Below are 25259 nucleotides of genomic sequence, written 5' to 3' on the forward strand. Positions count from 1 at the left end.
CACAGGTAGGGCAATGAAGATTTCTCGACGATGGTTCATGGCAGGCCTGGCGCTGACCGGCGCTGCCGTGCCGGCCGCTATTTACGGGCATCGCGAATGGACCAGACCGGATCCGACGATCACTCCCGGCGAAGCCACGGTCGATCTGGCGGACACTGCCGGGCAACAATTGGCCAACGCCTTGCGCGGGGTCTGGAGCATTCGCTTTGAAGGGGCACAAATCGGCCTCGACGATTTGCCGCTGCAAGGGCTGGAACTGTTTCTGGATATTGCCCAGCGCGGACGCGGTCTGCGCGGCTACGTGGATACCGCGCAAAACCTGCGTGGCGACGCCGAACCGCGTTACCGGATCATCGGCGACCTGGTGCAGGCCAAACCGTCTGAGTTGTATTGGCGGCTGATCGACTCGCAGGCGGCCGACGGTGCGCCGACGTACGAGTTGGCCGTGGTCCTCGATGAAGTCTGGGCCGATTTCGGCAATGCCGGCAGTGGCACCCTCAGCGGGCGTATTTTGCGCCTTGATCGGCCGCTCGGCCTGCCGGAGCAGAACAACCGTTTTGTCGCGCACAAGCAATTGTTCCCCGAAGCGCGGCAACGCATCGGTCTTAATCCGACCTTGCTGGCCTGGCTGATCTCTCCCGAACATCGTCTGTTTCACCAGCTCTGGCATGCCTCGCGAGACAAATGGCACACCTTGCCCGAAGACAAGCGTGATGCCCTGCGCGGTATCGGCTGGCAGCCCGGCCCGCGTGACCAGGAGCGTGATGCGCGCGGACCGCGCAAGGATCGCAATGGCTCGGGCATCGACTTTTTCTTCATGCACCGGCACATGCTCGGGACGGCGCGTTCGATGCAGGCGCTGCCGTCATGGCCGCAATTCCCGATGCCGCAGCCGGCACTCGAACGCGATCGCCAGGGCTTCGCGCGTTATTTCGATAATCATGACGGCTACGCCTTGCCGCCCACTTGGCTGGCCAGCGATGACGCCGACTACACCCAGTGGGTCAGCGATATCAAAACCGCCGAGACCTATCACAGCAACTTCGAGGTCTGGGAGTCGCAATATCGCGACCCGCGTTATCTGGCGAAACTGACCCTCGGCCAGTTGGGCTCGGAGATGGAACTGGGTCTGCACGACTGGCTGCACATGCGCTGGGCGTCGGTGCCGCGCGATCCGTCGAACGGCCAGCCGGTGCCATTCGCGCGTGATCCGGCGGACTTTTCCGCACGTTGGTACGCGGCTGAAAACGACTTTCTCGGCGACCCGTTTTCCTCCCATGTGAACCCGGTGTTCTGGCATTTCCATGGCTGGATCGATGACCGCCTCGAAGACTGGTTCAAGGCGCATGAGCGTTTTCATCCGGGTGAAGTCAGCCGGCAGGAAGTCAACGGCGTGGCCTGGTTTGCGCCGGGGCGATGGGTCGAGGTCGATGATCCGTGGCTGGGGCCAGTCACGCACGGCTGCAGCACAGTGCCGGGATTGCAGGTCGGCAAGTCGATGGAAATGGACCCGGAAACCATGAAGCTGGCACTGCGCATCACCTTCAGCGAAGACGAAAAAGTCCTCGCCGGATTATTCCGCCGAGTGCCGAAACGGCCATGGTATGCGCGCCACCTCAAGGTAAAAACCCGCGAGACCTGATACATCCCTGTATGAAATGTAGGAACTGTAGGAACTGTAGGAACTGTAGGAGCTGTCGAGTGCAACGAGGCTGCGATCTTTTGATCTTGACTTAACCGCCAAGATCAAAAGATCGCAGCCTCGTTGCACTCGACAGCTCCTACAGGGGTTTGTGGTTGGGGTTTGTGGTTGGGGTTTTGTGGTTTGTGGTTGTGGGTTTGTAGTGCCTGGATTTTGGCTTAGAGGGTTTGCCAGCCGCCGCCCAAGGCTTTGTACAAGGCAATGCTCGCTTGCAGGCGTGACAGCCGCAGTTGCACGTTGAGGTCCTGCGCGGCATACAGCGTGCGCTGGGTTTCCAGCACGGTCAGCAAATCTTCGGCGCCGGCCTGATAGCGGCTCTGGGCGATGTCGAAAGCGGTCTGCGCCTGCTTGAGTTCTTCGGTCTGCCACTGGCGTTGTTCGTCGAGACCACGAATGCTGCTGAGGGCTTTTTCGACGTCGGCGAAGCCGTTGATGATCGCGCCCCGATAATCTTGCAGCAGTTCCTCCTGACGCGCGCTCGCCTTGTCGCGTTCGGCGCTCAGGCGACCGTTGTTGAAGATCGGCGCTACCAGCCCGGCCGTGAGGTTGTAGAAAGGGCTGCGCAGCATGTCGCTGAAACGGTCGGAGCCGGAACCCAGTTCGGCGCTGAGGGTGACGCTGGGCAGCATCTTTGCCCGGGCCACGGTGACGTCGGCGCGGGCGGCGGCCAGTTGCGCTTCGGCGCGGGCGATATCCGGGCGGCGGTTGAGCAACTCGCTGGGCACCCCGGCACCGATCACCGGCCATTGCAGTCGGGCAAAGTTTTCCTCGCTGACCGGCAGTTCCTGCACGGGGCGGCCGAGGAGGGCGGCGAGGCTGATTCTGGCGTCCCGCGCCTGTTGCTGGACCAACGGCAATTGCCGTTGCTGCGCCGCCACCAGACTCTTCTGTTGCGCCAGTTCCAGCGCGGTGGCGGAACCGGAATCAAAGCGCGTCTGCACCAATTTCAAAACGCTCAGTGCGTTGGTCAGATTGAGTTCGGCGATTCGGCTTTGCTCATTCAGCGACAGCGTTTGCGCGTAGCTGTTGGCGACACTGCTGAGCAGCGTCAGCTCCACCGTGGCCTGATCGAATTGGCTGGCACGCAAACTCGATTGTGCGCTGTCGCGGCTGGCGCGCTGGCCGCCCCAGAAGTCGATTTCGTAACTGGCATTGAGGTTGGCATCGAAGTAATCCACCGCCTTGTTGCTGCTGTCGGCGTCCAGTTGGCTATAGCCGCTGCCGCGCATTAATTTCTGGCGGTTGGCGTTCATTCCGGCCTTGACCTCCGGCAGCAGCGAGCCGCCGGCAATCACTGTCGTAGCCTGCGCCTGGCGAACCCGCGCGACGGCCGCCGCGAGGTCAAAACTGCCGGCGCGAGCCTGTTCGATCAAGCTATCGAGCTCTGGGCTGGCGAACTGCGTCCACCAGCGCACGTCGTTGCGGCTGGCATTGTCGCTGTGCGCTGTTTGCCAGCTGGCGGGAGGCTGCAGGCCGCTCTCCGGGCGCTGGGCGGGGCTGCCGCAAGCGCTGAGAAGCAGGCACACGGTCAAGAAGCTGAGACGCGGTTTCATAGATCGATCATTCACTGGTAAGGGCCGTGACCGGGTCGAGCCGGGCAGCTTTGCGAGCGGGCATGAAGCCGAAAACAACACCGGTGACCAATGCACAGCCGAAAGCGCCGAGCACAGCCATCAGGGAGAAAGCGACGGCGACTTCGCTGAGAATCAGCACACCGCCGACCAGCAGCGCCAAAGCGATACCGGCCAGCCCGCCGACCACCGACAGCATCACCGCTTCGGTGAGGAACTGGCGCAGGATGTCGCGTTGCCGCGCGCCGGTGGCCATGCGAATACCAATCTCGCGGGTGCGTTCGCGTACGGTCATCAGCATGATGTTCATCACGCCGATGCCGCCGACCAGCAGCGAGATGGCGGCAATCGAGCCGAGCATCAGCGACAGGGTGTTTTGCGTGCGCGCTTCGGCCTGGATCATCGCGGCGTTGTTGGTCAGCTCGTAATCGTGTTTGCCGTTGTGCAGGCGGCGCATCAGTTCGTCGATGGCCAGTTCAGCCTCTTTGACCTTGCGCGCGTCGCTGGCGGCGATCACCACATATTCCGGATTGTGCCCGCCGAGCAGGCGAATGGCGGCGGCGGAGTAGGGTACGGCGATACGGTTGTCGCTGTCCTGATCGCCGGAACTGGAGCCTTTTTCGGCGAGCACGCCGACCACCTGGAACGGCACGTTCTCGATCAGGATGTACTGGCCGATCGGGTTGCTGACGCCTTTGAGCAACTTGTCGCGAATCTTCGTGCCGATCACCGCCACTGCGGCGGCGTTGCGCTCGTCGGCGTCGGTAAAGTAGCTGCCCTGAATCACCGGCCAGTTGAAGATGCTCGGGAAATTGGTGTCGTTGCCGCCGACGTAGGCGCTCTGGTCGACGTTGCCAAAACGCACCGCCACCTCGGCACCGGCCACCGGCATGATCCGTTTGACTTGCGGCAGGGTCTTCAGCGCGGCGACGTCATCAAGGGTGATCACCCCGAGTGGCGTGCGCGGGTTGGGCGAAGCGCCGCTGAGGTAGAGCAGGTTCGAACCGAATGCGCCCATCTGCGCCATGACCTGGCGTTTGCTGCCTTCGCCGACGGCGAGCATCACCACCACCGACGCCACGCCGATGACGATGCCGAGCAACGTCAGCGCGGTACGGAAACGGTTGATCCACATCACCCGCCACGCGGCTTGCACGGCGTCGACCAGTTCGCCTTTCCAGGCGCCCGTGGCTTCGGCGCCTTCGCTGAGGCGTTTGCGCAGATCGACCGCCTGCAAGGCGCCGGGGTTGGCCGAGGTCTGCGCGTCGGGATTGTCGCGGGCGCTGTCGCTGATGATCAGCCCGTCGCGAATTTCGATGATGCGCTTGGCGCGGGCGGCGACTTCGCGGTCGTGGGTGATGAGAATGACCACGTGGCCCTGGCTCGCCAGCTCATCGAGCAGGGTCATGACCTCTTTGCCGCTGTGGCTGTCGAGGGCGCCGGTCGGTTCGTCGGCCAGAATAATGTGCCCGCCGTTCATCAGCGCCCGGGCGATCGACACCCGCTGCTGCTGACCGCCGGACAACTGGTGCGGTCGGTTGCCGGTGCGCTCGCCCAGACCGAGGCGTTGCAACAGCGCGGCCGCATGGGCGTGGCGCGTCGCCGCCGGAGTGCCGGCATAGATCGCCGGCATCTCGACGTTTTCCTGGGCCGAGCTCGACGGAATCAGGTGATAGCCCTGGAAAACAAAACCAAAGGCTTCGCGGCGCAGCCAGGCCAGTTCGTCGCTGCTCAGGTGCGCAACGTTTTCGCCGGCAAACAGGTATTCGCCCGAGGTCGGTCGGTCGAGGCAGCCGAGGATGTTCATCAGCGTCGATTTGCCGGAACCGGAGGCGCCGACGATCGCGACGAATTCCCCAGCGTGGATCGACAGGTCGATGCCGCGCAACACGTCAACTTTGGGGGTGTCCTGTCCGCCGTAGGATTTGCGGATGTCTTTGAGGTCGATCAGCGGCGTTTGCATTTAGCCTCCGCTTCCCTCTGCCGGACCGATCAACAGGTGATCGCCTTCCTTCAAGCCGTCGAGAATCTGCACCTGCAAGCGGTCGCTGAGACCGGTGCGCACCTGACGATGCTCGATGTCGCCGTTCTTCGCCACGACCCGCGCGGTTTGGTTACCGGCCACCTGACCTTCGTTGTGCAGTGCGGCGACCGGTGCGGTGAGTACGTCCTTGGCGTTGCCAGCGACAAAAAATACCTGGGTGGTCATTTCGGCCATCAGCGCGTTGTCGCTGTTTTCGACGTCGAGCAGGACTGTGTAGAGGACCACGCGGCCGCTGCCGCTCTTGCTCGTACTGTTCGGGCTGCCACCGCCCTGGCTGGTCTGGTCCAGCGGTTTCGGTGGCACCGGAAGGATCTGCCGCACGGTGCTGGCCCAGCGCCGACTGCCGCCGCTGAGGGTGGTGAAGTAGGCGTTCATGCCGGGTTTGACGTGGCCGATGTCGGCTTCGGACACTTCCGCCCAGACGGTCATGGGCGACAGTTTGGCAATGCGCAGGATCAGCGGGGTCTGCTGCTGGGCGTTGAGGGTCTGGCCTTCACGGGCGTCGATGTTGACCACGGTGCCGGACATCGGCGCGTAGATTCGGGTGTAACCGAGTTCGGCCTGATCGCTGCGCAGGCTGGCCTGGGCCTGGCGGATCTGCGCCTGGAACATGTCGATGCGCGCCTGGGTGGCTTTCAGTTCGGCGCGGGCGGTCTGCACGTCTTCTTCGCGGGTCGCGCCGCCGGCTGCCAGGTTCTGCTGGCGTTGATATTTCTGCTGCGCCAGCTCGTGCTGCGCGCGTTGCTCTTGCAGCTGGGCCTTGAGGTTCTCGATGGAAAACTGCCCGGCGTCGAGCTTGGCTTTCTGCGTCGACGGATCGATTTCCACCAACAGTTGGCCTTCCTTGACCACGTCGCCGACTTCCACATGGATCTTCTGGATCTGCCCCGACGCCTGCGCGCCGACATCCACGTAACGCCGTGGTTGCAGGGTGCCCAGCGCGGTCACGCTGCTTTCGATGTCGCCGCGACTGACTTGCACGGTGGTGAATTTGTCCCGGCCCGGCGGCATGATCTGCCAGGCGGCGTAGGCAACAACAGGAATCAGACAAAGGGCTACGAGCAGCGCGCGTCGGGCGGGGCGGGGACGTTTCATGCAGGGTTCCGGCCAGTGGAATTCGGCCCGTCGTTCAAGTGGCACGCAAAAAAAGGGGCGGCTGAACGCTGTCGCGGCAAGCGACAGACACGGGGAGCTGTCCTGTAAACGATGAAAGTCGCGGGGAATTTAAGCGGAGACACAGGATGTTACAGGTATAGAGCGGCATTATTTATCGGGCAAAGACAAACGCCACTTTAAATCTATATGAGAATTACTATAAATTACGCGCCTCAAGTTGCCACTATCGTGCTACTGCCCAAATCGCCATCGCGGATCGGGTTAAAAAGGACATAAACCGCAGCAGTCTTGCGGCCGGGAGTCATGTTGGAAAACTACTATCGCGAGTTGGTGTGTTTCCTTAACGCCAAACTCGGCAATCGCCAGATTGCCGAAGATGTGGTGCATGACGCCTATTTGCGTGTGCTGGAACGTTCCAGCGACACGCCGATCGAGCAGCCCCGGGCCTTTCTTTATCGCACGGCACTCAATCTGGTGATCGACGACCATCGGCGCAATGCCCTGCGTCAGGTCGAATCGCTGGAAGTGCTCGACAGCGAAGAACGCTATTTCACCCCGTCACCGCACAATACCCTCGATCATGGCCAGCGCCTGGAGATGCTCCAGCGGGCATTGGCCGAATTGTCTGCAGCCTGTCGCGAAAGTTTTTTGCTGCGCAAAATCGAAGGTTTGTCGCATCTGGAGATCGCCGAACACCTTGGTATCTCCAAGGCGCTGGTGGAAAAACACATCGTCAACGCGATGAAGCACTGCCGCCTGCGCATCAAACAATGGGATGCCCATTGAGCCGTCGCCGTTAAATTTTATTTCACTGTCCTCGTTCCTACTCAACAGACGACCTGCTGTCCTGCTCAAGGCCGGTCAGGTCACTTAGGCTCTCCTTGCCCCTTGTTGAGGGGTTCATCCAGAGGACACTGGAAATGACTCAGGCAATTGCATCGCCCATCGTTCACGACCTGATCGGCGTCGGTTTCGGCCCTTCGAACCTGGCGCTGGCCATCGCTCTGCAAGAGCGCGGCCCGACCCATGGCGAGCTGGATGTACTGTTCCTCGACAAGCAGGCTGACTACAGCTGGCACGGCAACACCCTGTCGACGCAAAGCGAGTTGCAGATTTCCTTCCTCAAGGATCTGGTGACCCTGCGCAATCCGACCAGCCCGTATTCGTTCGTCAACTATCTGAAATACCACGGCCGTCTGGTCGACTTCATCAACCTCGGCACCTTCTACCCGTGCCGCATGGAGTACAACGACTACCTGCGCTGGGTCGCCGGGCAGTTCACCGAGCAGAGCCGTTACGGCGAAGAAGTGCTGACCATCGAGCCGGTGCTGCACAACCATCAGGTTGAAGCGCTGCGCGTTATTTCCCGTGGCAGCGACGGCCACCAACATGTGCGCACGACCCGTTCGGTGGTGGTCAGCGCCGGCGGCACGCCGCGTATTCCGGAGGCGTTCAAGGCGCTGAAGGGTGACACCCGCGTGTTCCACCACTCGCAATACTTGTCGCAAATGGCCAAGCAACCATGCGTCAACAATCAGCCGATGAGCATTGCGATCATCGGTGGTGGGCAGAGCGCGGCGGAAGCGTTCATTGACCTCAACGATTCGTTCCCGTCGGTGCAGGTCGACATGATCCTGCGCGGCTCGGCACTCAAGCCTGCGGACGACAGCCCGTTTGTCAACGAAGTGTTCTCGCCGGAGTTCACCGACCTGGTGTTCCAGCAGAACAGCGCCGAGCGTGAGCGTCTGGTCAACGAGTACCACAACACCAACTACTCGGTGGTCGACATCGACCTGATCGAGCGCATCTACGGGATCTTCTATCGCCAGAAAGTCTCGGGTGTTGCCCGTCACGCGTTCCGCACCCTGACCACCGTTCAAAGCGCGACCGCGACCGAAAACGGTATCGAACTGGCCGTGCGCAATAACGCCACTGGCGAAGTCACCGTGCGCAACTACGATGCGGTGGTATTGGCTACCGGTTACGAGCGCCAGATGCACCGCAAACTGCTGGCGCCGCTGGAAGAATACCTCGGCGACTTCGAAGTGGATCGCAACTACAAACTGATCACCGACGAGCGCTGCAAGGCCGGCATCTACATGCAGGGCTTCTGCCAGGCCAGCCATGGTCTGAGCGACACGCTGCTGTCGGTGTTGCCGATCCGCGCGGACGAGATTGCCGGTTCGTTGTATGAACACGGCAAGAACCGTGGGCATCGGTCGATGGCGGATCTGTTGTTGGCGACTGCCAGCTAAAAGGCGAAAAGATCGCAGCCTTCGGCAGCTCCTACATCGAGATCGTTCCCACGCTCTGCGTGGGAATGCCTCAACGGACGCTCCGCGTTCGGCCTTCGATAGGGCGCGGAGCGTCCCAGGCTGCATTCCTTTGCTGCGCGTGGGAACGATCATCCTGAACCCTTCCTGAACACCCGCCACATTCCCCGACACACTGCCTGTTGCGGGTTTACTCTCCAGACATCGGGGCGTAAGCTTCGCGCGTTTTCATCAATAGCGGAGACCCACAGTGGGTACTTGTTCGAGTGACAGTTGTCGGCCGGTCTCGGTAACCGGCAGATTCTCGGCAAGATAACGCGCAGACTTTCTCTGTCGTTGTCTCGCCGTAAAAGCGAGCAGCGGCATCCCGTGCATGCCCCGTCCTGGGCCATGTCTGGACGTTCCTTCTCATCGACGCTGAACAGAGCGTGATTTCGACTGCACAGTCGTGATCGCAGCCCTATCGACACGCCTGTCTTTTCTGACCGGCGCGCCAGGCCTTGCCGTGCCGGTTTTTCCGGCGGCAGAGGCGCGGCCGTACCTGCTTGACGGTTTCCCGGCTGACCATAGGGGCAACAGCCATGAAACTTACGCTCAAGGAATTCTTCGCAGGTTTTCTGCGGACCCGCCACATCGCCCGACACTTCCGTCGCCTGGCGCTGCTGGAATCGATCAACGACACCACGGTCAGCCGTGAAGTCCCGCCCACGCTGGCCAACACCCTGGTCGATGCCGCGCATTGCGACAGCGGCGTGCTGCTGTCGTCATTGGGCACGCATTCCGATGGCCTGACCGATTTCGAAGTCGATGCGCTGCGTGCGCAATACGGCCTCAACGAAGTCGAACACGAGCAGCCGCTGCCATGGTGGATTCACCTGTGGCACTGCTACAAAAACCCGTTCAACCTGCTGCTGACCCTGTTGGCGGTGATCTCGTGGCTGACCGAAGACCTCAAGGCCGCTGTGGTGATTTTCTCCATGGTGGTGCTGTCGACGCTGCTGCGCTTCTGGCAGGAAAGCAAATCCAACCAGGCCGCTGACGCGCTGAAAGCCATGGTCAGCAACACCGCGACGGTGCTGCGCCGAGACGCGCCACGCAGCGAATTGCCGATCAAGCAATTGGTGCCGGGCGATCTGATCGTGCTCTCGGCCGGCGACATGATTCCTGCCGATTGCCGGGTACTCAGCGCCAAGGATCTGTTCGTCAGCCAAGCCGCAATGACCGGTGAATCAATGCCGGTCGAGAAGTTTCCGCGTCAGGCTGATCGCGACACGCGCAACCCGCTGGAGCTGGACAACATCCTGTTCATGGGTACCAACGTGGTGTCTGGCACGGCGGTGGCGGTGATTCTCACCACCGGCAACAGCACTTATTTCGGTGCGCTGGCCCAGCGCGTTGGCGCTACTGATCGCGGGGTGACGTCGTTCCAGCAAGGTGTCAACAAAGTCAGCTGGCTGTTGATCCGCTTCATGTTCGTCATGGCGCCGCTGGTGTTGTTCATCAACGGTTTCACCAAGGGCGACTGGACGGAAGCACTGCTGTTCGCGCTGTCGATTGCCGTCGGCCTGACCCCGGAAATGCTGCCGATGATCGTCACCTCGACGCTGGCCAAAGGCGCGGTGTTCCTGTCGCGCAAAAAAGTCATCGTCAAACGTCTCGATGCGATCCAGAACTTCGGTGCCATGGATGTGCTGTGCACCGACAAGACCGGCACGCTGACCCAGGACAAGATCTTCCTCGCGCGTAATGTCGACGTCTGGGGCGCCGATTCCGATGACGTGTTGGAAATGGCCTATCTCAACAGCTACTACCAGACCGGCCTGAAAAACCTGCTAGATGTCGCGGTGCTGGAACACGTGGAAATCCACCGCGAACTGAAAGTCGGCACGGCGTTTCGCAAGGTCGACGAGATCCCGTTCGACTTCAATCGTCGGCGCATGTCGGTGGTGGTCGAAGGGCGTGGCCAGCCACATCAGTTGATCTGCAAAGGTGCGGTAGAAGAAGTCTTGGCGGTGTGCAGCCGCGTGCGTCATGGCGAGGTCGATGAAGCCTTGAGCGATGAATTGCTGACCCGGATTCGTCAGGTCACCGCAGCATTCAACGCTGAAGGCTTACGCGTAGTGGCCGTGGCCGCACGCTCGATGCCTGAAGGTCGGGAAATCTACAGTCTGGCTGATGAAAATGAACTGACGCTGATCGGCTACGTGGCGTTTCTCGATCCACCGAAGGAAAGCACCGCACCAGCGCTCAAAGCCTTGGCCGAACATGGCGTGGCGGTGAAAGTGCTGACTGGTGATAACGAACTGGTGACGGCGAAGATCTGCCGCGAAGTCGGCCTCGCGCAACAAGGCCTGCTGTTGGGTAACGACGTCGAACGCATGAGCGATGCCGAACTGGCAGTGGCCGTGGAAACCACCAACGTCTTTGCCAAGCTGACGCCGTCGCACAAGGAACGCATCGTGCGCATCCTCAAAGGCAACGGTCACGTGGTCGGCTTCATGGGCGACGGTATCAACGACGCGCCAGCGCTGCGCACCGCCGACATTGGTATTTCCGTGGACAGCGCGGTGGACATCGCCAAGGAAGCGGCGGACATCATCCTTCTGGAAAAGAGCCTGATGGTGCTGGAGGAGGGCGTACTCGAAGGGCGGCGCACCTTCGCCAACATGCTCAAGTACATCAAGATGACCGCCAGTTCCAACTTCGGCAACGTGTTCTCGGTGCTGGTGGCGAGCGCGTTTATTCCGTTCCTGCCAATGCTGCCGATGCATCTGTTGGTGCAGAACCTGCTCTACGACATTTCGCAGATTGCGATTCCGTTCGATAACGTTGATGAGGAAATGCTGAAAAAACCGCAACGCTGGCAACCGGGCGACGTCGGGCGCTTCATGCTGTTCTTCGGCCCGATCAGTTCGATCTTCGACATCACCACGTTCGCCTTGATGTGGTACGTATTCGATGCCAACACCCCGGATCACCAGACGCTGTTTCAGTCCGGCTGGTTCGTGGTCGGGTTGCTGACCCAGACGCTGATCGTGCACATGATCCGCACGCCGAAGATTCCGTTCCTGCAAAGCCGCGCAGCCATGCCGCTGCTGGTGATGACCGGAATCATCATGGCGGTGGGGATCTTCCTGCCGATGGGGCCGCTGGCGCACTACTTCAAACTGCAGGCACTGCCGTCGCTGTACTTCGTGTTCCTGCCGGTGATCCTGCTGGCGTACATGGCGCTGACCCAGGCGGTGAAAGGCTTCTACATCCGCCGCTTCGGCTGGCAGTAATGCTGCCCCTGTAGGAGCTGCCGAAGGCTGCGATCTGTTGATGTTGTTTTTAAAAGACAAGATCAAAAGATCGCAGCCTGCGGCAGCTTTTACATAGATGGGTGTTTCAAGTGAATTTCAAGCAGGCCCGACGAAGGGTTTGTGTGTATTCAAGGAGATGACGATGCAAGCCATCAACAACCTCAACCTCGATTCGCTGCTCGACACCCTCGTCAGCCTCAGCGCCGCCTTCATTCTCGGCGGCCTGATCGGTTTCGAGCGCCAATACCGGCAACGCACCGCCGGCCTGCGCACCAACGTACTGGTCGCCGTCGGCGCGGCGATTTTCGTCGACATGGCCAACCGTCTCGCCGGTGCCGAAGGCGCAGTGCGCGTGGTTGCCTACGTGGTCTCCGGGATCGGCTTTCTCGGTGCCGGGGTGATCATGCGCGAAGAGGGCAACGTGCGCGGCCTCAACACCGCCGCGACTCTGTGGACTTCGGCGGCGGTCGGCGCCTGTGCCGGTGCCGACCTGCTCGCAGAAGCCGTGCTCGGCACGCTGTTCATCCTCGCTGCCAATACCTTGCTGCGGCCGATCGTCAACAACATCAACCGTCAGCCACTGGACGTGGTCTCGGCGGAAGTCACCAATATCGTCTACGTCATCGCCCGGCGCTCACAGCAAACCGCTGTGTTTGCCCTGCTCGAAGCGGAACTGGAGCGCAGCAACTACCCGGCCAGCGATGTCGATGTGCATGCGTTTGGCGCCGATGAAATCGAGATTGAAGCCACGCTGGCGACCACCTCGGTCGATGGCGATGAACTCGACGCACTGGTGGCGCGGATCTCGACGTCGGCATTGGTGGTGCAGGCGTTCTGGAGTCCGAGTACCACGGAATAAACCCTGAATCAGCGCCAATTTAGGAAATTTCCTACAAGTCCATAGGATTAATCTGTCAAAGCATTGCCTCATCCGACGCCACTATGCCGTTTCTCAGGTCTGCGCAGCGATGGATGAAAGATGACCTCACCCCGTGTTCTGGTACTGGAAAATCATGCGTTCGCACGCAGCGTGATGGTCAGGATGCTGCACCGTCTCGGTGTCCGTGATGTGTTGCAGGCCAGTGATGGCGAGCAGGCGCTGGTGCAGATGCATTTGTCGGGCGGGGTCGACATCGTGGTCTGCGATTTGCTCGATAAAGGCCTCGACTGCCTGGGGTTTCTTGGCCATGCCAGTGAAACCGGCATGGTCCGCGCCGTGATCCTCAGCAGCGAACTGCGCCCGGGCTTACAGCGTACGCTCGGGCAGATGGACACGCTGGCAGGCTTGCAGTTGCTGGGCGTCATTCAGCCGCCGGTACCTTTACGGGTTTTGCACCGGGCGTTGAATCGCTACCGGACACCGCATCCGGCGCTGAATGTGCGCGTGCCGCCAAGGGAATTGCCCAGCGAAGACGAGCTGCGTCGGGGACTGGCGCTGGGCGAGTTTCGTGCCTGGTTCCAGCCCAAGTTCTATCTGGCCAGCAACCAGGTCGCCGGCGCCGAAGCGCTGGTGCGCTGGGAACATCCGGCCAGCGGCGTGTTGTTGCCGGGCGAGTTTCTCGCCGCGCTGGTCGCCTATGACCTGATCAATCCGATGTTCAAGCAATTGCTCGAACAGGGCTTGTGCCTGCTGGGAATCCTGCGCCATCAGGGCCTGCACCTGGAACTGTCATTCAACCTGCATGCATCGCAACTGGCCGACCACGAGTTGGTCGGGCATATCCAGAGTGCATTGCAGCGTCACGGGTTTGCCGGCTCGGTCTTGCAGTTTGAACTGAGTGAAAACGGTTTGCTGGAAATGGCGCCCGGCACGCAAGAAAGCCTGTTGCGCCTGCGGTTGCTCGGTTGTGGTCTGGCCATCGACGATTTCGGTGCCGGCTTTTCTTCGCTGAAACTGCTTTGCCAGTTGCCCTTCAATCAACTCAAGTTCGACGCCGAACGGGTCCAGCATCTGTATCAGCCGTGTTGGCAAACCATGATCGCCACCACCCAAGCGCTGGCGCATTCGCTGGATATGCAACTGGTGATTGAAGGTGTCAGCAGCCGCTCGATGAAGGAAGCGCTGGTCGGCCTGGGCTGTGAGCTCGGCCAGGGTTTTCACCTCGCCCGGCCCATGACCGGGCATGATTTGCTGCAGTGGCTGACGTCCCGCGATCAACTGGATTGAGCCGCTACGCAAAGCGTGCGGAAAAGCCCAAGATAGTTCCTACACTGTGCGCAGTCTGGTGTATTTTTACGCCACGCTGCGGACCGTCATTCTTCGAGTTTCTTCCAGGCCATGGACGATTGCATTTCCGAGTCTTTCGGCGGGTCCTACAGGGGTTCATATGTTTAAAGCGTTGGTTGTAGACGATCACCCATTCATTCGCTCGTCGGTCAGGATGCTCCTGAAACTGGAGGGTTTCGAGGTGGTGGGCGAGGCCGACAACGGTGCCGACGCGGTGCAGTTGACGCGCGAGCTCACACCGGACTTGATCATCCTCGACATCGCCATGCCCAAACTCGACGGGCTGGAGGTGATCGGCCGCATCTGTGCGCTCGGTGTGAAAAGCAAGATTCTGGTGCTGACCTCGCAGTCGGCGTTGTTTTATTCAGCGCGCTGCATGAAGGCCGGCGCTGCGGGCTTCCTGTCCAAGACCAATGAACTGGATGAGTTGATCAAAGCGATCAAGGTCATCATGGATGGCTACACGTTCTTTCCCAATCTTTCGACCAGCAGTGTGCGCCGTAGTGATTCGCAGGCCAGCGATCTGGAATTGATCCAGAGCCTTTCCGACCGTGAGCTGACCATTCTGCAGCAATTGTCCAACGGTCTGACCAACAAGGAAATCGGCGAGGCGATGCTTCTGAGCAACAAGACGATCAGCACCTACAAGACGCGCCTGATCGAGAAACTCAACGTCAAGTCGGTGGTGTACCTCGCCGATTTTGCCAAACGCAATAATCTGATCTGAATGCGCCATTTCACTCGATGCTGGCTGCTGGGCCTGGCCGTTTTTGTCAACACGGCGCTGGCGGCGCCGGTGGAAACCCTGCATGTGCTCGGCCGTTCGACTGTCGACGGCTACAGTGTCCAACTCGATGCTCAGGACTGGTCCTGGCTGCGCAGCAAAGGCACGTTGCGCCTGGGTGCTTCGGCCCCCGATTATTCACCCTTCGCGATCACCAGCAACGGTAACGATTACGAAGGGCTGACGGCCGATTACGCACAGTTGCTCGGTCAATTGCTGAATATCCACATCGAAGTGCGCCACTATGCGTCGCGCTCCGAGGTGCTGGCGGCGTTGAAAAGCGGTGAGGTGGACATGCTGGGCACGTCCAACGGCTTCGAAGCCGCCGACCCGGATCTGGCGATGTCGCAGGCCTATGCCGACGATGTGCCGACGCTGGTGACGCGCGTCGGCGACAGTCAGAACCTGTCGCCGGACCTCGCCGGAAAACAGGTGGCGATGCTTTATCACTACCTGCCGCCCGAGCAGGTCAAGGCGTTCTACCCGCACGCCACTGTGCGGCTTTATCCTTCGACGCTGAGTGCCATCGGTGCCGTGGCGTTCGGCAGCGCCGACGTCTATCTCGGCGACTCGATCAGTGCCAATTACCTGATCAACAAGAACTACCTGAACAACGTGCAACTGGCCGACTTCTCGCAAATGGAGGTGCAGAACTTTGCCTTCGCGATGCCTCGCGGCAATGAGCGCTTGTTGCGCATTGTCAACGCCGCCCTGGAGAGTATTCCGCCTGGCGAGCGCATGACCATTCTGCGCCGCTGGAGTGCCGGCGGTGCGAGCATGCCCGGGCAGCAGGCGCTACATTTCAGTGTCAGCGAGCAACGCTGGATGGCGCAGCATCCGCGCTTGCGGGTGGCCATCGATGACAGCTTTCTGCCGCTGTCGTTTTACGGTCAGGACGGCGAATTTCGCGGGATCAGCGCCGATGTGCTGGCCAAGGTCGCGTTGCGCACCGGTCTGAAGTTCGATGTGCAGCGCGCGCAATCGGTGCCGGAGCTGCTTGAGCAAGTTCGCGGCAACCGTGCGGATCTATTGATTACCCTGACCCCGAGTGTCGAACGCGAGGACACCCTGCGCTTCACCCGGCCGTATCTGAGCACGCCGTTTGTGCTGGTCAGCCGCATCGATGCCAACAGCACCGGAACCCTCGATGATATGGTCGGCAAACGGCTGGCGGTGATTCGCGGCAATCCGGTGCGCGACATGCTGGTCGAGCAATATCCGCGGGTGACGCTGGTCGATGCCGACAACGCCCAGCAAGCCATGGCGATGGTCGCCAATGGCCAAGCCGAGGCGGCGGTGAATTCGCTGATCACTGCGCGCTACATGATTTCCCGGCAGTATCGCGAGCGGTTGCGCATCACCAGCACCGTCGGTACGCAGTCGGCGCAAGTGGCGTTTGCCACCGCGCGCGGGGCACTGGAGCTGTACTCGATCCTCGACAAAGCGCTGCTGAGCATTCCCCCGGAAGAGCTGGATGAAGTCACCAATCGCTGGCGCAGCGAAGTGGTAGTCGATGACAGTTACTGGCTGCGCAATCGCAGCGCGATCATTCAGGGCTTCGCCCTCGCAGCGGTCTTGTTGCTGCTGGCATTCGGCTGGATCGCCTATCTGCGGTTGCTGATGCGCAAGCGCCGGCAAGCGGAAATCGCCCTCAACGATCAACTCGAATTCATGCGCGTATTGATCGACGGCACGCCCCATCCGATCTACGTGCGTGACCGCGCCGGCAAGCTGCTGGTGTGCAACGAAGGCTACTTGCAGGTGTTCCAGGTCGAGCGTGAAGCGGTGATTGGCAAGACCGTGCTGGAAGGTGTTTTGGAGGATTTGGCGCAAGCCCAGGCCTATCACGATGACTACCTGCAAGTGATGAGCGAAGGCTTGCCGCGTGTGCAGGATCGTAGCCTGAGCATGGGCGACAGCGTGTTGACCATCTATCACTGGATGCTGCCGTATCGCGGCAGCGACGGTGAAGTCAGCGGCATGATCGGCGGCTGGATCGACGTCAGCGAGCGCCAGCGCCTGCTCGAAGCCCTGCGTGAGGCGAAGGAGGGCGCCGACGACGCCAACCGCGCCAAGACCACGTTCCTCGCCACCATGAGTCATGAAATCCGCACGCCGATGAACGCGGTGATCGGCATGCTCGAGCTGGCAATGAAGAAAGCCGAGCAGGGCATCATGGATCGCTTCGCCATTGAAGTCGCGTCCGGTGCTGCGCGTGGCCTGCTGGACCTGATTGGCGACATCCTCGATATCGCCCGCATCGAATCCGGGCGCCTGTCGTTGACGCCCGAGCGGGCCAACTTGCGCGAGCTGCTGGAGTCAGTGGTGCGCATCTTCGAAGGCCTGGCGCGGCAGAAACAGTTGCGCCTGGTACTGGAGCTGGACGCCGCGGCGAACCGCGATGTACTGGTCGATCCGCTGCGCTTCAAACAGGTGTTGTCGAACCTGTTGAGCAACGCCATCAAGTTCACCGAAAAAGGCCAGGTGCGCGTCAGTCTCAAGGTCAATCCGGGCAGTGACGATGAACGTCTGGCGGTGTTTTTGCGGGTCGAAGACACGGGCAGCGGCATCAGCGCCGAGGACCAGCAGCGCCTGTTCAGCCCGTTCACCCAGGCCAGCAACAACACGCAATCGGCGCGCAGCGGTTCCGGTCTGGGCTTGGTGATCAGCCGTACGTTATGCGAAATGATGGGCGGCCAGTTGCGTCTGCACAGCACGCAGGGGCAGGGCACGCAAATCGAAGTCGAAATGGCGTTGCCGACCTTGCCTGCGTTGATCGAGGTACCGGCGGAGGTCGCCGAACCGGCCGTTGCCCGGTATGCCTTGAACATTCTGGTGATCGACGATTACCCGGCCAACCGGCTGCTGTTGTCGCAGCAACTGAGCTACCTCGGGCACCGCGTCAAAGACGCCGAGGATGGTGCCCACGGTCTGCGTGCCTGGCGCAACGAGACCTTCGATGTGGTCATCACCGACTGCAACATGCCGATCATGAACGGCTATGAACTGGCGCAGGCCATTCGCGAAGAAGAGGCGGCAAAAGCACTGACGCCGTGCCTGATTCTCGGCTTCACCGCCAATGCGCAGCCGGAAGAGATCAGCCGTTGTCAGGCGGTCGGAATGGACGATTGCCTGTTCAAGCCGATCAGCCTCAAAGACCTCAATGCCCGGCTGGCGCAAGCCACGCCGCAGCCTGTTGCGGACATTGCGCAAGCAGCGGTTGCAGCGTCTGCCGATGACATCGATCTGAGCAGCCTTGAGCAATTGACCCGAGGCGATCCGGCGTCGATCAAAAGCCTGCTCGGCGATCTGGCCAGCAGCAATGACGACGACATGGCGCGGTTGCTGCGCCTGTTCACGCAGCATGATCTGCCGGGATTGGCGGATCTGGCGCATCGGGTCAAGGGCGGCGCGCGAATCATCAAGGCCGATGCCTTGATCAAAGCCTGCGAACAACTGGAAACCGCCTGCAACGGGCTGGATGCCGATCAACTGACTGGCGCAGTGGATGCCTTGCAGCAAGCCATGGAACGCTTGGCCGAACAGCTGCAACCGTTGCTCGTTTAAGACGGTTTACATTCAGTTGCTAGGAAATATCCTACACGGCGCAGGGAATGCCCCTACAGGAACCCCTCACCCAAAAGACCAAGATTACTTCGTCGCCCAGGCAGATGGCTGGTCACACACGATGCATTCCGCGTCGGACAACCATCCAGACTTTCGCGACAGGTTCGTATCTTACTTTTGGAGTTGTCCCATGAATCGCAAAGCTCTCGCCATCGCCGTACTGGTTTCCGCGTCCGGCGTTCAATTCGCCAACGCTGCCGACGGCACCATCAACTTCAACGGTGAACTGGTCAACCAGACCTGCACCATCGCCGTTGATGGCGTGGTTTCGCCAGCCGTTGCGACCGTGACCCTGCCAACCATTTCTACCGGCTTGCTGACCGCCGCAGGCCAGGTTGAAGGCCAGACCGGTTTCAACATCCAGCTGACCAACTGCGTCGGCACCGCCACCACGGCGGCGGCGTTCTTCAACTCCGGTGCAAGCGTTGACCCGATCAGCGGCAACCTGAAGAACATGACCGGTTCGGCGAACAACGTGCAACTGCAACTGGTCGACCAGCAGGGCGGTGCAGTGATACAGGCGGGTAACACCAACCAGATCGCCAACACCACCCGCAACACCATTGATGGCACTGGCGCGGCCAACATGCCGTACGCCGTGCAGTACTTCGCCACTGGCGCGACCACGCCGGGCACCGTGGTCAGCTCCGTGACCTACAACGTCGATTACCAGTAAGCCGATTTCACGATGACGCGCCCGGCCAGGGGGGGCAACGGCGTGTCAACGTGTGGGCAAAGAGGTGCGCATGGGTTTTTCAGGTGTTATTCGAGTCGGCGCAATACTGATGCTTTCCACGCTGATATATTCGCAAGCCAAGGCCGGTGTGGTGATCACCGGGACGCGTCTGGTCTATCCGGCGAGTCAGAAAGAAGTCACCGTCAAATTGAACAACAACGGTGCCCGTCCGGTGCTGGTGCAATCGTGGGTCGATGACGGCGATTTGCAGTCCAGTCCAACCAGTTCCAAGGCGCCGTTTGTGCTGTCGCCACCGGTCTCGCGCATCGACCCGAGCAAGGGCCAGAGCCTGCGTCTGATGTTCACCGGGGCGGCGCTGCCGAGCAGCAAAGAGTCGGTGTTCTGGCTCAACGTGCTGGAGATTCCGCCGAAGGCCGATGGCCCGACGGACATGAACGTGCTGCAGATGGCCTTTCGTTCGCGGATCAAGATTTTCTACCGCCCCGACGGCCTGCCGGGCAATGCCAATGACGCGCCGCAGCAAGTGCAGTGGAAAGTCGTCGCGGCGGACAAGGGTTATGCCTTGCAAGCGTTCAACCCGACGGCGTTTCACGTATCGCAGGTCGAGCTGGCGCTGACGCTCGGCAGCCAACGTTTCGACAGTGAAAATGGCATGGTCGGCCCGGGTGAAAGCAAAACCTTCGCCTTGCCATCGCTGAAGTCGATGCCCGCTGCCGGCGCTCAAGTCGAGTTCAATGCGATCAACGACTACGGCGCGCTGCTGCCGATCAAACAACCGCTCAAGCCCTGATCTTTCCGCGAACGTTTTAGCGCACGAGTAACCTATGAAAACTCTTCCACGCCTGGGGGCGCGCCCACAGGCTCGCCCTCGCTTTGCCTTGAATCCCGTGGCCGCTCTGGTGCTCCAGGCGCTGACCGGGGTTTCTGCGGTGTTTGCGGCCCAGGCGGCGTTTGCCGAAGACGTGCAGTTCAACGACGCGTTCCTCCCCGAGGATTCGCAGACTCTGGATCTCACCGCCTACCAGCAGGGCAACCCGGTGTTGCCCGGCGAGTACCGCGCCGACGTCGCGGTCAACGGCAAACTGGTGACCCGTCAAGACATCCGCATCAATGCCGACGCCGATGGCAGCCACCCGACCGTGTGTTTCAGTCGCGGCGTGCTGGAGTTGATCGGCGTAGATTTCCGCCGGTTGTCTGCCGAAGCTACGGCCAGCGTGGAGAGCGGTGCTTCGTGCCTCGACATCGCGCAGTTGATCGAAGGCGCGACGGCGATGTTTTCGCCGTCCACTCAGCAATTGGATATCAGCCTTCCGCAGGTCGCCCTGCGTCGCGATGCCCGTGGTTACGTCAGCCCTGAACTGTGGGATCGTGGTGTGACGGCTGGCACCCTGAGCTACAACTTCAACGCCAACCACAACAAGACCGACACCGGCAATTACGACTCGGCCTACCTCGGTCTGAACGCCGGGCTGAACCTTGGTGACTGGCGTCTGCGCCACAACGGCTCGGCCAGTTGGGACAAATTCAACGGCCAGGATTATCAAGTCCTCAACACCTACGCCCAACGCGACATCACCTCGCTCAAGAGCCAGTTGACCCTCGGCGAAGCCAACACCAGTGGGGAGATTTTCGACACCCTGGCGTATCGCGGTGTGCAACTGGGCACTGACGATCGCATGTTGCCCGAATCCCAACGCGGTTATGCGCCGGTGATCCGTGGCATTGCCCGCACCAGTGCGCGGGTGGCAGTGCGTCAGGCCGGTAATCTGTTGTATGAAACCACGGTGGCGCCGGGCGCCTTCGTCATCGATGACCTGTACTCGACCGGATATGGCGGCGACCTCGACGTCACTGTTTACGAAGCCGATGGCAGTGAGCAGAGCTTTATCGTGCCGTTCGCTTCTACCGCGCAGTTGTTGCGTCCGGGCACCTCGCGTTTCAGCGTCACTGCCGGTGAAACCCGCAACAACTACATCGACAGCCAGGCCAAGCTGTTTCAGGGCACCTACCAGCGTGGTCTGAACAATATTTTTACCGGTTATGGCGGTGCGCAAGTCAGTGACAACTATCGCTCGGCCCTCGGCGGCCTGGCGTTCAGCACGCCGCTCGGTGCGGTGGCAGTAGACGTCACGCAGGCGCAGACCGACCTGAAAAGCGGCACTGTCAGCGGCCAGAGTGCACGCCTGAGCTACAGCAAGAATATCCTCGAAACCGGCAGTAACTTTGCCGTGGCGGCGACACGGTTTTCCACGCAAAACTACCTCGATTTCAGCAACGCCGTGCAACTCATCGATGCCGAGCAAAAGGGCCTCGACACCAGCCTGTTCGGGCGTCCGCGCAGTCGTCTGTCTTTGACTGCCAACCAGAGTCTGGGCGACTGGGGCCAGGTCGCGTTCAACGGTTTTACCCAGAACTACTGGAACCTGCCGGGCAGCGATGTGCAGTACCAGTTCAGCTACAACAAGCAGGTCGGTTCGGTCAGCTATGGCGTCAGCGCCAACCGTGCGCGCAGCGGTGTCGGCGAGATGGAAAACAGTCTGCTGTTCACGGTGAGCATGCCGCTCGAATTCGGCTCCTCGGTCAACCGTCCGCAGCTGTCGGCGCGGGTCATGCGTGACACCGACGGCAACTACAGCGAGCAGGCGACCCTCAGTGGTACCGCCGGTGCGGACCGCCAATACAACTATGGCGTGACTGCCGGCCACGAAGGTGCAAGTCGCACCAACAGTACCTCGGTCAACGGCCAGTACATCGGCCCGAAAGCCATTGTTGGCGCGACCGTCAGCCGCGGTGCGGGTTACGACAGCCTGTCGCTGAATGCCAGCGGCAGCGTGGTCGCGCACCCGAACGGCGTGACGCTGACGCCCTATCGCGGCGAAACCATGGCGGTGATCACTGCCGAGGGGGCCGAGGGCGCGAAAGTCGTCGGCTTCCCCGGTTTGAAACTCGACAGCCGTGGCAACGCGGTGGTGCCGTACTTGCGTCCGTACGAATTGAACGAAGTGGCCATCGATCCGCTGGGCACGTCGCTCGACGTCGAGTTGAGCGAAACCAGCCAGCAAGTCGCGCCGCGCGCCGGTGCCGTGGTGGCGCTCAAGTACGGCACGCAAAACGGTCAGGCAGTGTTGCTCAACGTCACGCTGGACGATGGCAGTGCGCTGCCGTTCGGTGCCGGTGTGGTCGATGACCGTGGCGTGTCGGTGGGCGTGGTCGGGCAGGGCGGCCAGCTCTACGCCCGGGTCAAGGAAGACGCGCGCCGGCTGTTGATCAGTTGGGGTAGCCAGGCCGGGCAGCAATGTGCGCTGGCGTTGCCGGCGGGCAAAAGTGCGGGCAAGTCACTGCGTCAGGTGGACGTGGTGTGCTCGGTGAATCATTCAGACAATCGCGTTGCTTCTGTGAACAGCGCACAGGGGTACAAGTGATGAAAGTACTGCGCGTGGTCAAGGCAAATGCTGTGGTGTTGGGTTTGTCATTGCTGGCAGGGACGGCGTGGGCCGATTGCAACTATGCCGATGGCGGCCCGGTAATCCGTACGATGCCTTTGTTGGGTGGCAATATCACCGTAGGCCGCGATGTTCCGCTGGGGGCTGAGGTCTATCGGCAGACGTTCAATATCGCCACTGCGGCGCATTTGAGCTGCGCGCCTGGCTTGTATAACGTGCAGACCCGCCGCGAACTGCCGGTCAGGCCGCTGCCGCTTTCGGCCTGGGCCGGATCGCCGTGGGGCGGCAATGTCTATCAGAGCGGCGTGCCTGGCATCGGGGTGGCGGTCTGGTATTCGGGTACGGCAATGCCCTTCAACTCCGACGCGATCAACTGCGGTAATGGCACGGCTTATTGCGTGTACACCCTGCAGAACACCCTGGCTTACGACATGTCATTCATCAAGATTGGCGACGTGTCACCGGGCACTATCCAGGGCTCGCAATTGCCGACGACCAGCCAGAGCCGGGTCAGCAGCAACACGGTCGAAGTGATGCGGATCAGTGTTTCCGGCAGCATCAACATCGTCTCGCGCACTTGCCAGACACCAGACGTCTCGGTGCCGATGGGCACGCACATGCTCAACGAGTTTTCCGGCAAAAACACATTCACCCAGTGGCAGGATTTCTCCATCGCCCTGAACAATTGCCCGGCATTCAACGGCTACTACCAGAACACCGGCCCGCGCTGGGCCAGTGACGGTACATCGAGCAACCTCGACTCACGCAAAAATAACGTGCTGCAAGTGCGCCTCGACCCGACCCGCACGGCGATCACTCCCAACCTCGGCATCATGAGCCTGAACCCGAGCGCGCCTGGCGCAGACCCGGCCGCCACTGGCGTCGGCCTGCAAATCGCCGACAGCCATGGCACGCCATTGCCACTGGCGACTTTACGCGCCAGCGGCATCACGCCGCGCGCGGTCGAGGGCGCCAGCTACACCATCCCGTTGAAGGCCCGCTACATCCAGACCGGCGACAGCATTACCGCCGGCCCGGCCAATGCCACGGCGACTTTCACCATCAATTACTACTGATCCACCGACTTGTTTGAGCGCCACCCGTGCGGGCCTATAGATCAATAACGACCGGGCCCGGACTTCACTATCAGGAGTGTTAGATGAGTATTCAACGTGTGTCTTCGCGCGCGCGCCAGTCGGCGTGCCTGTTGATCATGGCCGGGGCCTTGAGCGCCTGCGCCAGTGCGCCGATTCCGGAGCAGCAGATCAGCTTGTCCAAGGACGCGGTCAACCGTGCGGTCGCGGCTGAGGCGACCCAGTATGCACCGCTGGAAATGAAGGCAGCGCAAGACAAGATGTTCCAGATGGAACGCGCCCTCGGCGAGAAAAATTACCCGCAAGCGAAAGTGCTTGCCGAGCAGATCGAAGCCGACGCCAACCTCGCCGAGCGGAAATCCCGCGCAGTGAAGTGGCAGAAACAACTGACCGACGCGCGTAGCGGCATCCAGGTGCTCAAGCAGGAAATGCTGCAAGACCCGGTCACCGGTTTCAACCCGCCTGCCAACGCGCAATAAGGATCTGTCCATGCCCAATTTCAAACTGTTGCCTGTTGCTTCGCTGTTTGCCGTGATGCTCGCCGGGTGCGCTACACCACCAGAGAATCCGCAACTGCTGCAAGCTCGCGCGCAATTCTCGGTGCTCCAGCAAAAGCCTGAATCCAACACGTTGGCGGCGATTGAAACCAAGTCTGCATTCAGCGCACTGAACGCCGCCGACCAGGCTTCGCTGAAGGATCGCCAAGCGCCGCAGATCGATCAGCTGGCGTATCTGGCCAGTCAGAAAATCGCCCTAGCCGAGCAGACCATCGTCGGTCGTCAGGCTGAGGCGGGGCTGAAGAAAATCGACGCTGAGCGCACTCAGGTGCAACTCGATGTGCGCACCCAGCAGTTGAAAGCGCTGCAAGCGATGAAGGCGCAGAAAACCCAGCGCGGTGAAGTCGTCACTTTCGGCGATGTGCTGTTCGACACCGGCAAGGCCGATCTCAAGTACGGCAGCCTGCGCAATTTTGAACAACTGGCGCAGTACCTGACGGCCAACCCGGAGCGCAAGGTACGCATCGAAGGGTTCACTGACGATGTCGGCAGCGACGATTTCAATCAGCGTCTGTCGGAGCGTCGCGCCGATGCAGTCGCCTTTGCGCTCACGCAAATGGGCATCGGCGCTGACCGATTGATCACCAAGGGCTACGGCAAGCAGTTCCCGGTTGCCGACAATGGCAATCCCCGTTCCCGTCAGCTCAACCGGCGGGTGGAAGTGATCATCTCCTACGGTTCAAACGTGGTCGGCGCACGCGGCTGATGAACGAACAAGCGAGCCTGCAACGGGTTCGCTTTTCTGCGTGAAGGCTCGGGTCAAGACCGATCAGAGCGATTAGGAAATTTCCTACACATACAAGGAAAAGTCCTACTCAAAAA

The 25259-nt window shown here is 60.9% G+C and carries 17 protein-coding genes; 14 read left to right on the forward strand and 3 right to left on the reverse strand.

The window, feature by feature from the left end:
- The first annotated feature begins 13 nt into the window (after positions 1-13).
- Positions 14-1642 (forward strand): PvdJ/PvdD/PvdP-like protein, encoded by a 1629-nt coding sequence (locus ACIPZE_RS02485; protein ID WP_283437069.1) that lies wholly within the window; start codon positions 14-16, stop codon positions 1640-1642.
- A 218-nt stretch (positions 1643-1860) separates the two neighbouring features.
- Here the strand turns inward: ACIPZE_RS02485 and ACIPZE_RS02490 are convergent, their stop codons facing one another.
- From ACIPZE_RS02490 to ACIPZE_RS02500, 3 genes are read right to left on the reverse strand one after another with little or no spacing between them, the layout of a single operon-like run.
- On the reverse strand, positions 1861-3255 hold the full coding sequence (locus ACIPZE_RS02490; protein WP_400771093.1) for an efflux transporter outer membrane subunit: 1395 nt from the start codon (positions 3253-3255) through the stop codon (positions 1861-1863).
- Between the two features lie 7 nt (positions 3256-3262).
- Positions 3263-5236, reverse strand: coding sequence for a MacB family efflux pump subunit (locus ACIPZE_RS02495; protein WP_400771096.1), 1974 nt, complete (start codon positions 5234-5236; stop codon positions 3263-3265).
- On the reverse strand, positions 5237-6412 hold the full coding sequence (locus tag ACIPZE_RS02500) for an efflux RND transporter periplasmic adaptor subunit (protein ID WP_283437066.1): 1176 nt from the start codon (positions 6410-6412) through the stop codon (positions 5237-5239).
- 324 nt (positions 6413-6736) lie between these two features.
- On the opposite strand from ACIPZE_RS02500, the gene ACIPZE_RS02505 reads away from it, so the two are divergent.
- The 13 genes from ACIPZE_RS02505 to ACIPZE_RS02565 all read left to right on the forward strand — a co-directional run bounded on the left by ACIPZE_RS02505 (position 6737) and on the right by ACIPZE_RS02565 (position 25143).
- On the forward strand, positions 6737-7219 hold the full coding sequence (locus tag ACIPZE_RS02505; protein WP_129391655.1) for a sigma-70 family RNA polymerase sigma factor: 483 nt from the start codon (positions 6737-6739) through the stop codon (positions 7217-7219).
- Positions 7220-7353: 134 nt separating this feature from the next.
- Positions 7354-8688, forward strand: a complete 1335-nt coding sequence (locus tag ACIPZE_RS02510) for a lysine N(6)-hydroxylase/L-ornithine N(5)-oxygenase family protein (protein WP_129391658.1) — start codon at positions 7354-7356, stop codon at positions 8686-8688.
- Between the two features lie 599 nt (positions 8689-9287).
- Positions 9288-11987: a magnesium-translocating P-type ATPase gene (mgtA, locus tag ACIPZE_RS02515; protein ID WP_283437064.1), complete on the forward strand. Its 2700-nt coding sequence runs from the start codon at positions 9288-9290 to the stop codon at positions 11985-11987.
- 163 nt (positions 11988-12150) lie between these two features.
- Positions 12151-12867: an MgtC/SapB family protein gene (locus ACIPZE_RS02520; RefSeq protein ID WP_007913384.1), complete on the forward strand. Its 717-nt coding sequence runs from the start codon at positions 12151-12153 to the stop codon at positions 12865-12867.
- Positions 12868-12987: 120 nt separating this feature from the next.
- Positions 12988-14175, forward strand: coding sequence for an EAL domain-containing protein (locus tag ACIPZE_RS02525; RefSeq protein WP_400771101.1), 1188 nt, complete (start codon positions 12988-12990; stop codon positions 14173-14175).
- Positions 14176-14335: 160 nt separating this feature from the next.
- Positions 14336-14962, forward strand: a complete 627-nt coding sequence (locus ACIPZE_RS02530) for a response regulator transcription factor (protein ID WP_129391667.1) — start codon at positions 14336-14338, stop codon at positions 14960-14962.
- Positions 14963-18586: a transporter substrate-binding domain-containing protein gene (locus ACIPZE_RS02535; protein WP_400771104.1), complete on the forward strand. Its 3624-nt coding sequence runs from the start codon at positions 14963-14965 to the stop codon at positions 18584-18586.
- A 190-nt stretch (positions 18587-18776) separates the two neighbouring features.
- On the forward strand, positions 18777-19322 hold the full coding sequence (locus ACIPZE_RS02540; RefSeq protein ID WP_400771107.1) for a fimbrial protein: 546 nt from the start codon (positions 18777-18779) through the stop codon (positions 19320-19322).
- A gap of 70 nt (positions 19323-19392) precedes the next feature.
- The gene (locus ACIPZE_RS02545) at positions 19393-20133 is read left to right on the forward strand and encodes a molecular chaperone (RefSeq protein WP_400771110.1); all 741 of its coding nucleotides are present in this window, start codon (positions 19393-19395) and stop codon (positions 20131-20133) included.
- Positions 20134-20167: 34 nt separating this feature from the next.
- Positions 20168-22765 carry a fimbria/pilus outer membrane usher protein gene (locus ACIPZE_RS02550; protein ID WP_400771113.1) on the forward strand — a complete coding sequence of 866 codons (2598 nt, stop codon included), beginning with the start codon at positions 20168-20170 and terminating at the stop codon, positions 22763-22765.
- Positions 22765-23862 (forward strand): fimbrial protein, encoded by a 1098-nt coding sequence (locus ACIPZE_RS02555; protein WP_400771115.1) that lies wholly within the window; start codon positions 22765-22767, stop codon positions 23860-23862. Before ACIPZE_RS02550 ends, ACIPZE_RS02555 begins: the two co-directional genes overlap by 1 nt.
- Before the next feature lie 83 nt (positions 23863-23945).
- A complete protein-coding gene (locus ACIPZE_RS02560) occupies positions 23946-24359 on the forward strand; it encodes a DUF4398 domain-containing protein (RefSeq protein WP_400771118.1) in 414 nt (137 codons plus the stop codon).
- A gap of 10 nt (positions 24360-24369) precedes the next feature.
- On the forward strand, positions 24370-25143 hold the full coding sequence (locus tag ACIPZE_RS02565; RefSeq protein WP_400771121.1) for an OmpA family protein: 774 nt from the start codon (positions 24370-24372) through the stop codon (positions 25141-25143).
- The last annotated feature ends 116 nt before the right edge of the window (positions 25144-25259 follow it).

It is taken from the genome of Pseudomonas sp. NPDC089741 (assembly GCF_044748825.1).
In the GTDB taxonomy this organism is placed as follows: Bacteria; Pseudomonadota; Gammaproteobacteria; order Pseudomonadales; family Pseudomonadaceae; genus Aquipseudomonas; species Aquipseudomonas helmanticensis.

Coding starts and splice junctions, on each gene's coding strand:
- ACIPZE_RS02485 (WP_283437069.1), top strand. CDS start 14: ATGAAGATTTCTCGACGATGGTTCATGGCAGGCCTGGCGCTGACCGGC.
- ACIPZE_RS02490 (WP_400771093.1), bottom strand. CDS start 3,255: ATGAAACCGCGTCTCAGCTTCTTGACCGTGTGCCTGCTTCTCAGCGCT.
- ACIPZE_RS02495 (WP_400771096.1), bottom strand. CDS start 5,236: ATGCAAACGCCGCTGATCGACCTCAAAGACATCCGCAAATCCTACGGC.
- ACIPZE_RS02500 (WP_283437066.1), bottom strand. CDS start 6,412: ATGAAACGTCCCCGCCCCGCCCGACGCGCGCTGCTCGTAGCCCTTTGT.
- ACIPZE_RS02505 (WP_129391655.1), top strand. CDS start 6,737: ATGTTGGAAAACTACTATCGCGAGTTGGTGTGTTTCCTTAACGCCAAA.
- ACIPZE_RS02510 (WP_129391658.1), top strand. CDS start 7,354: ATGACTCAGGCAATTGCATCGCCCATCGTTCACGACCTGATCGGCGTC.
- mgtA (WP_283437064.1), top strand. CDS start 9,288: ATGAAACTTACGCTCAAGGAATTCTTCGCAGGTTTTCTGCGGACCCGC.
- ACIPZE_RS02520 (WP_007913384.1), top strand. CDS start 12,151: ATGCAAGCCATCAACAACCTCAACCTCGATTCGCTGCTCGACACCCTC.
- ACIPZE_RS02525 (WP_400771101.1), top strand. CDS start 12,988: ATGACCTCACCCCGTGTTCTGGTACTGGAAAATCATGCGTTCGCACGC.
- ACIPZE_RS02530 (WP_129391667.1), top strand. CDS start 14,336: ATGTTTAAAGCGTTGGTTGTAGACGATCACCCATTCATTCGCTCGTCG.
- ACIPZE_RS02535 (WP_400771104.1), top strand. CDS start 14,963: ATGCGCCATTTCACTCGATGCTGGCTGCTGGGCCTGGCCGTTTTTGTC.
- ACIPZE_RS02540 (WP_400771107.1), top strand. CDS start 18,777: ATGAATCGCAAAGCTCTCGCCATCGCCGTACTGGTTTCCGCGTCCGGC.
- ACIPZE_RS02545 (WP_400771110.1), top strand. CDS start 19,393: ATGGGTTTTTCAGGTGTTATTCGAGTCGGCGCAATACTGATGCTTTCC.
- ACIPZE_RS02550 (WP_400771113.1), top strand. CDS start 20,168: ATGAAAACTCTTCCACGCCTGGGGGCGCGCCCACAGGCTCGCCCTCGC.
- ACIPZE_RS02555 (WP_400771115.1), top strand. CDS start 22,765: ATGAAAGTACTGCGCGTGGTCAAGGCAAATGCTGTGGTGTTGGGTTTG.
- ACIPZE_RS02560 (WP_400771118.1), top strand. CDS start 23,946: ATGAGTATTCAACGTGTGTCTTCGCGCGCGCGCCAGTCGGCGTGCCTG.
- ACIPZE_RS02565 (WP_400771121.1), top strand. CDS start 24,370: ATGCCCAATTTCAAACTGTTGCCTGTTGCTTCGCTGTTTGCCGTGATG.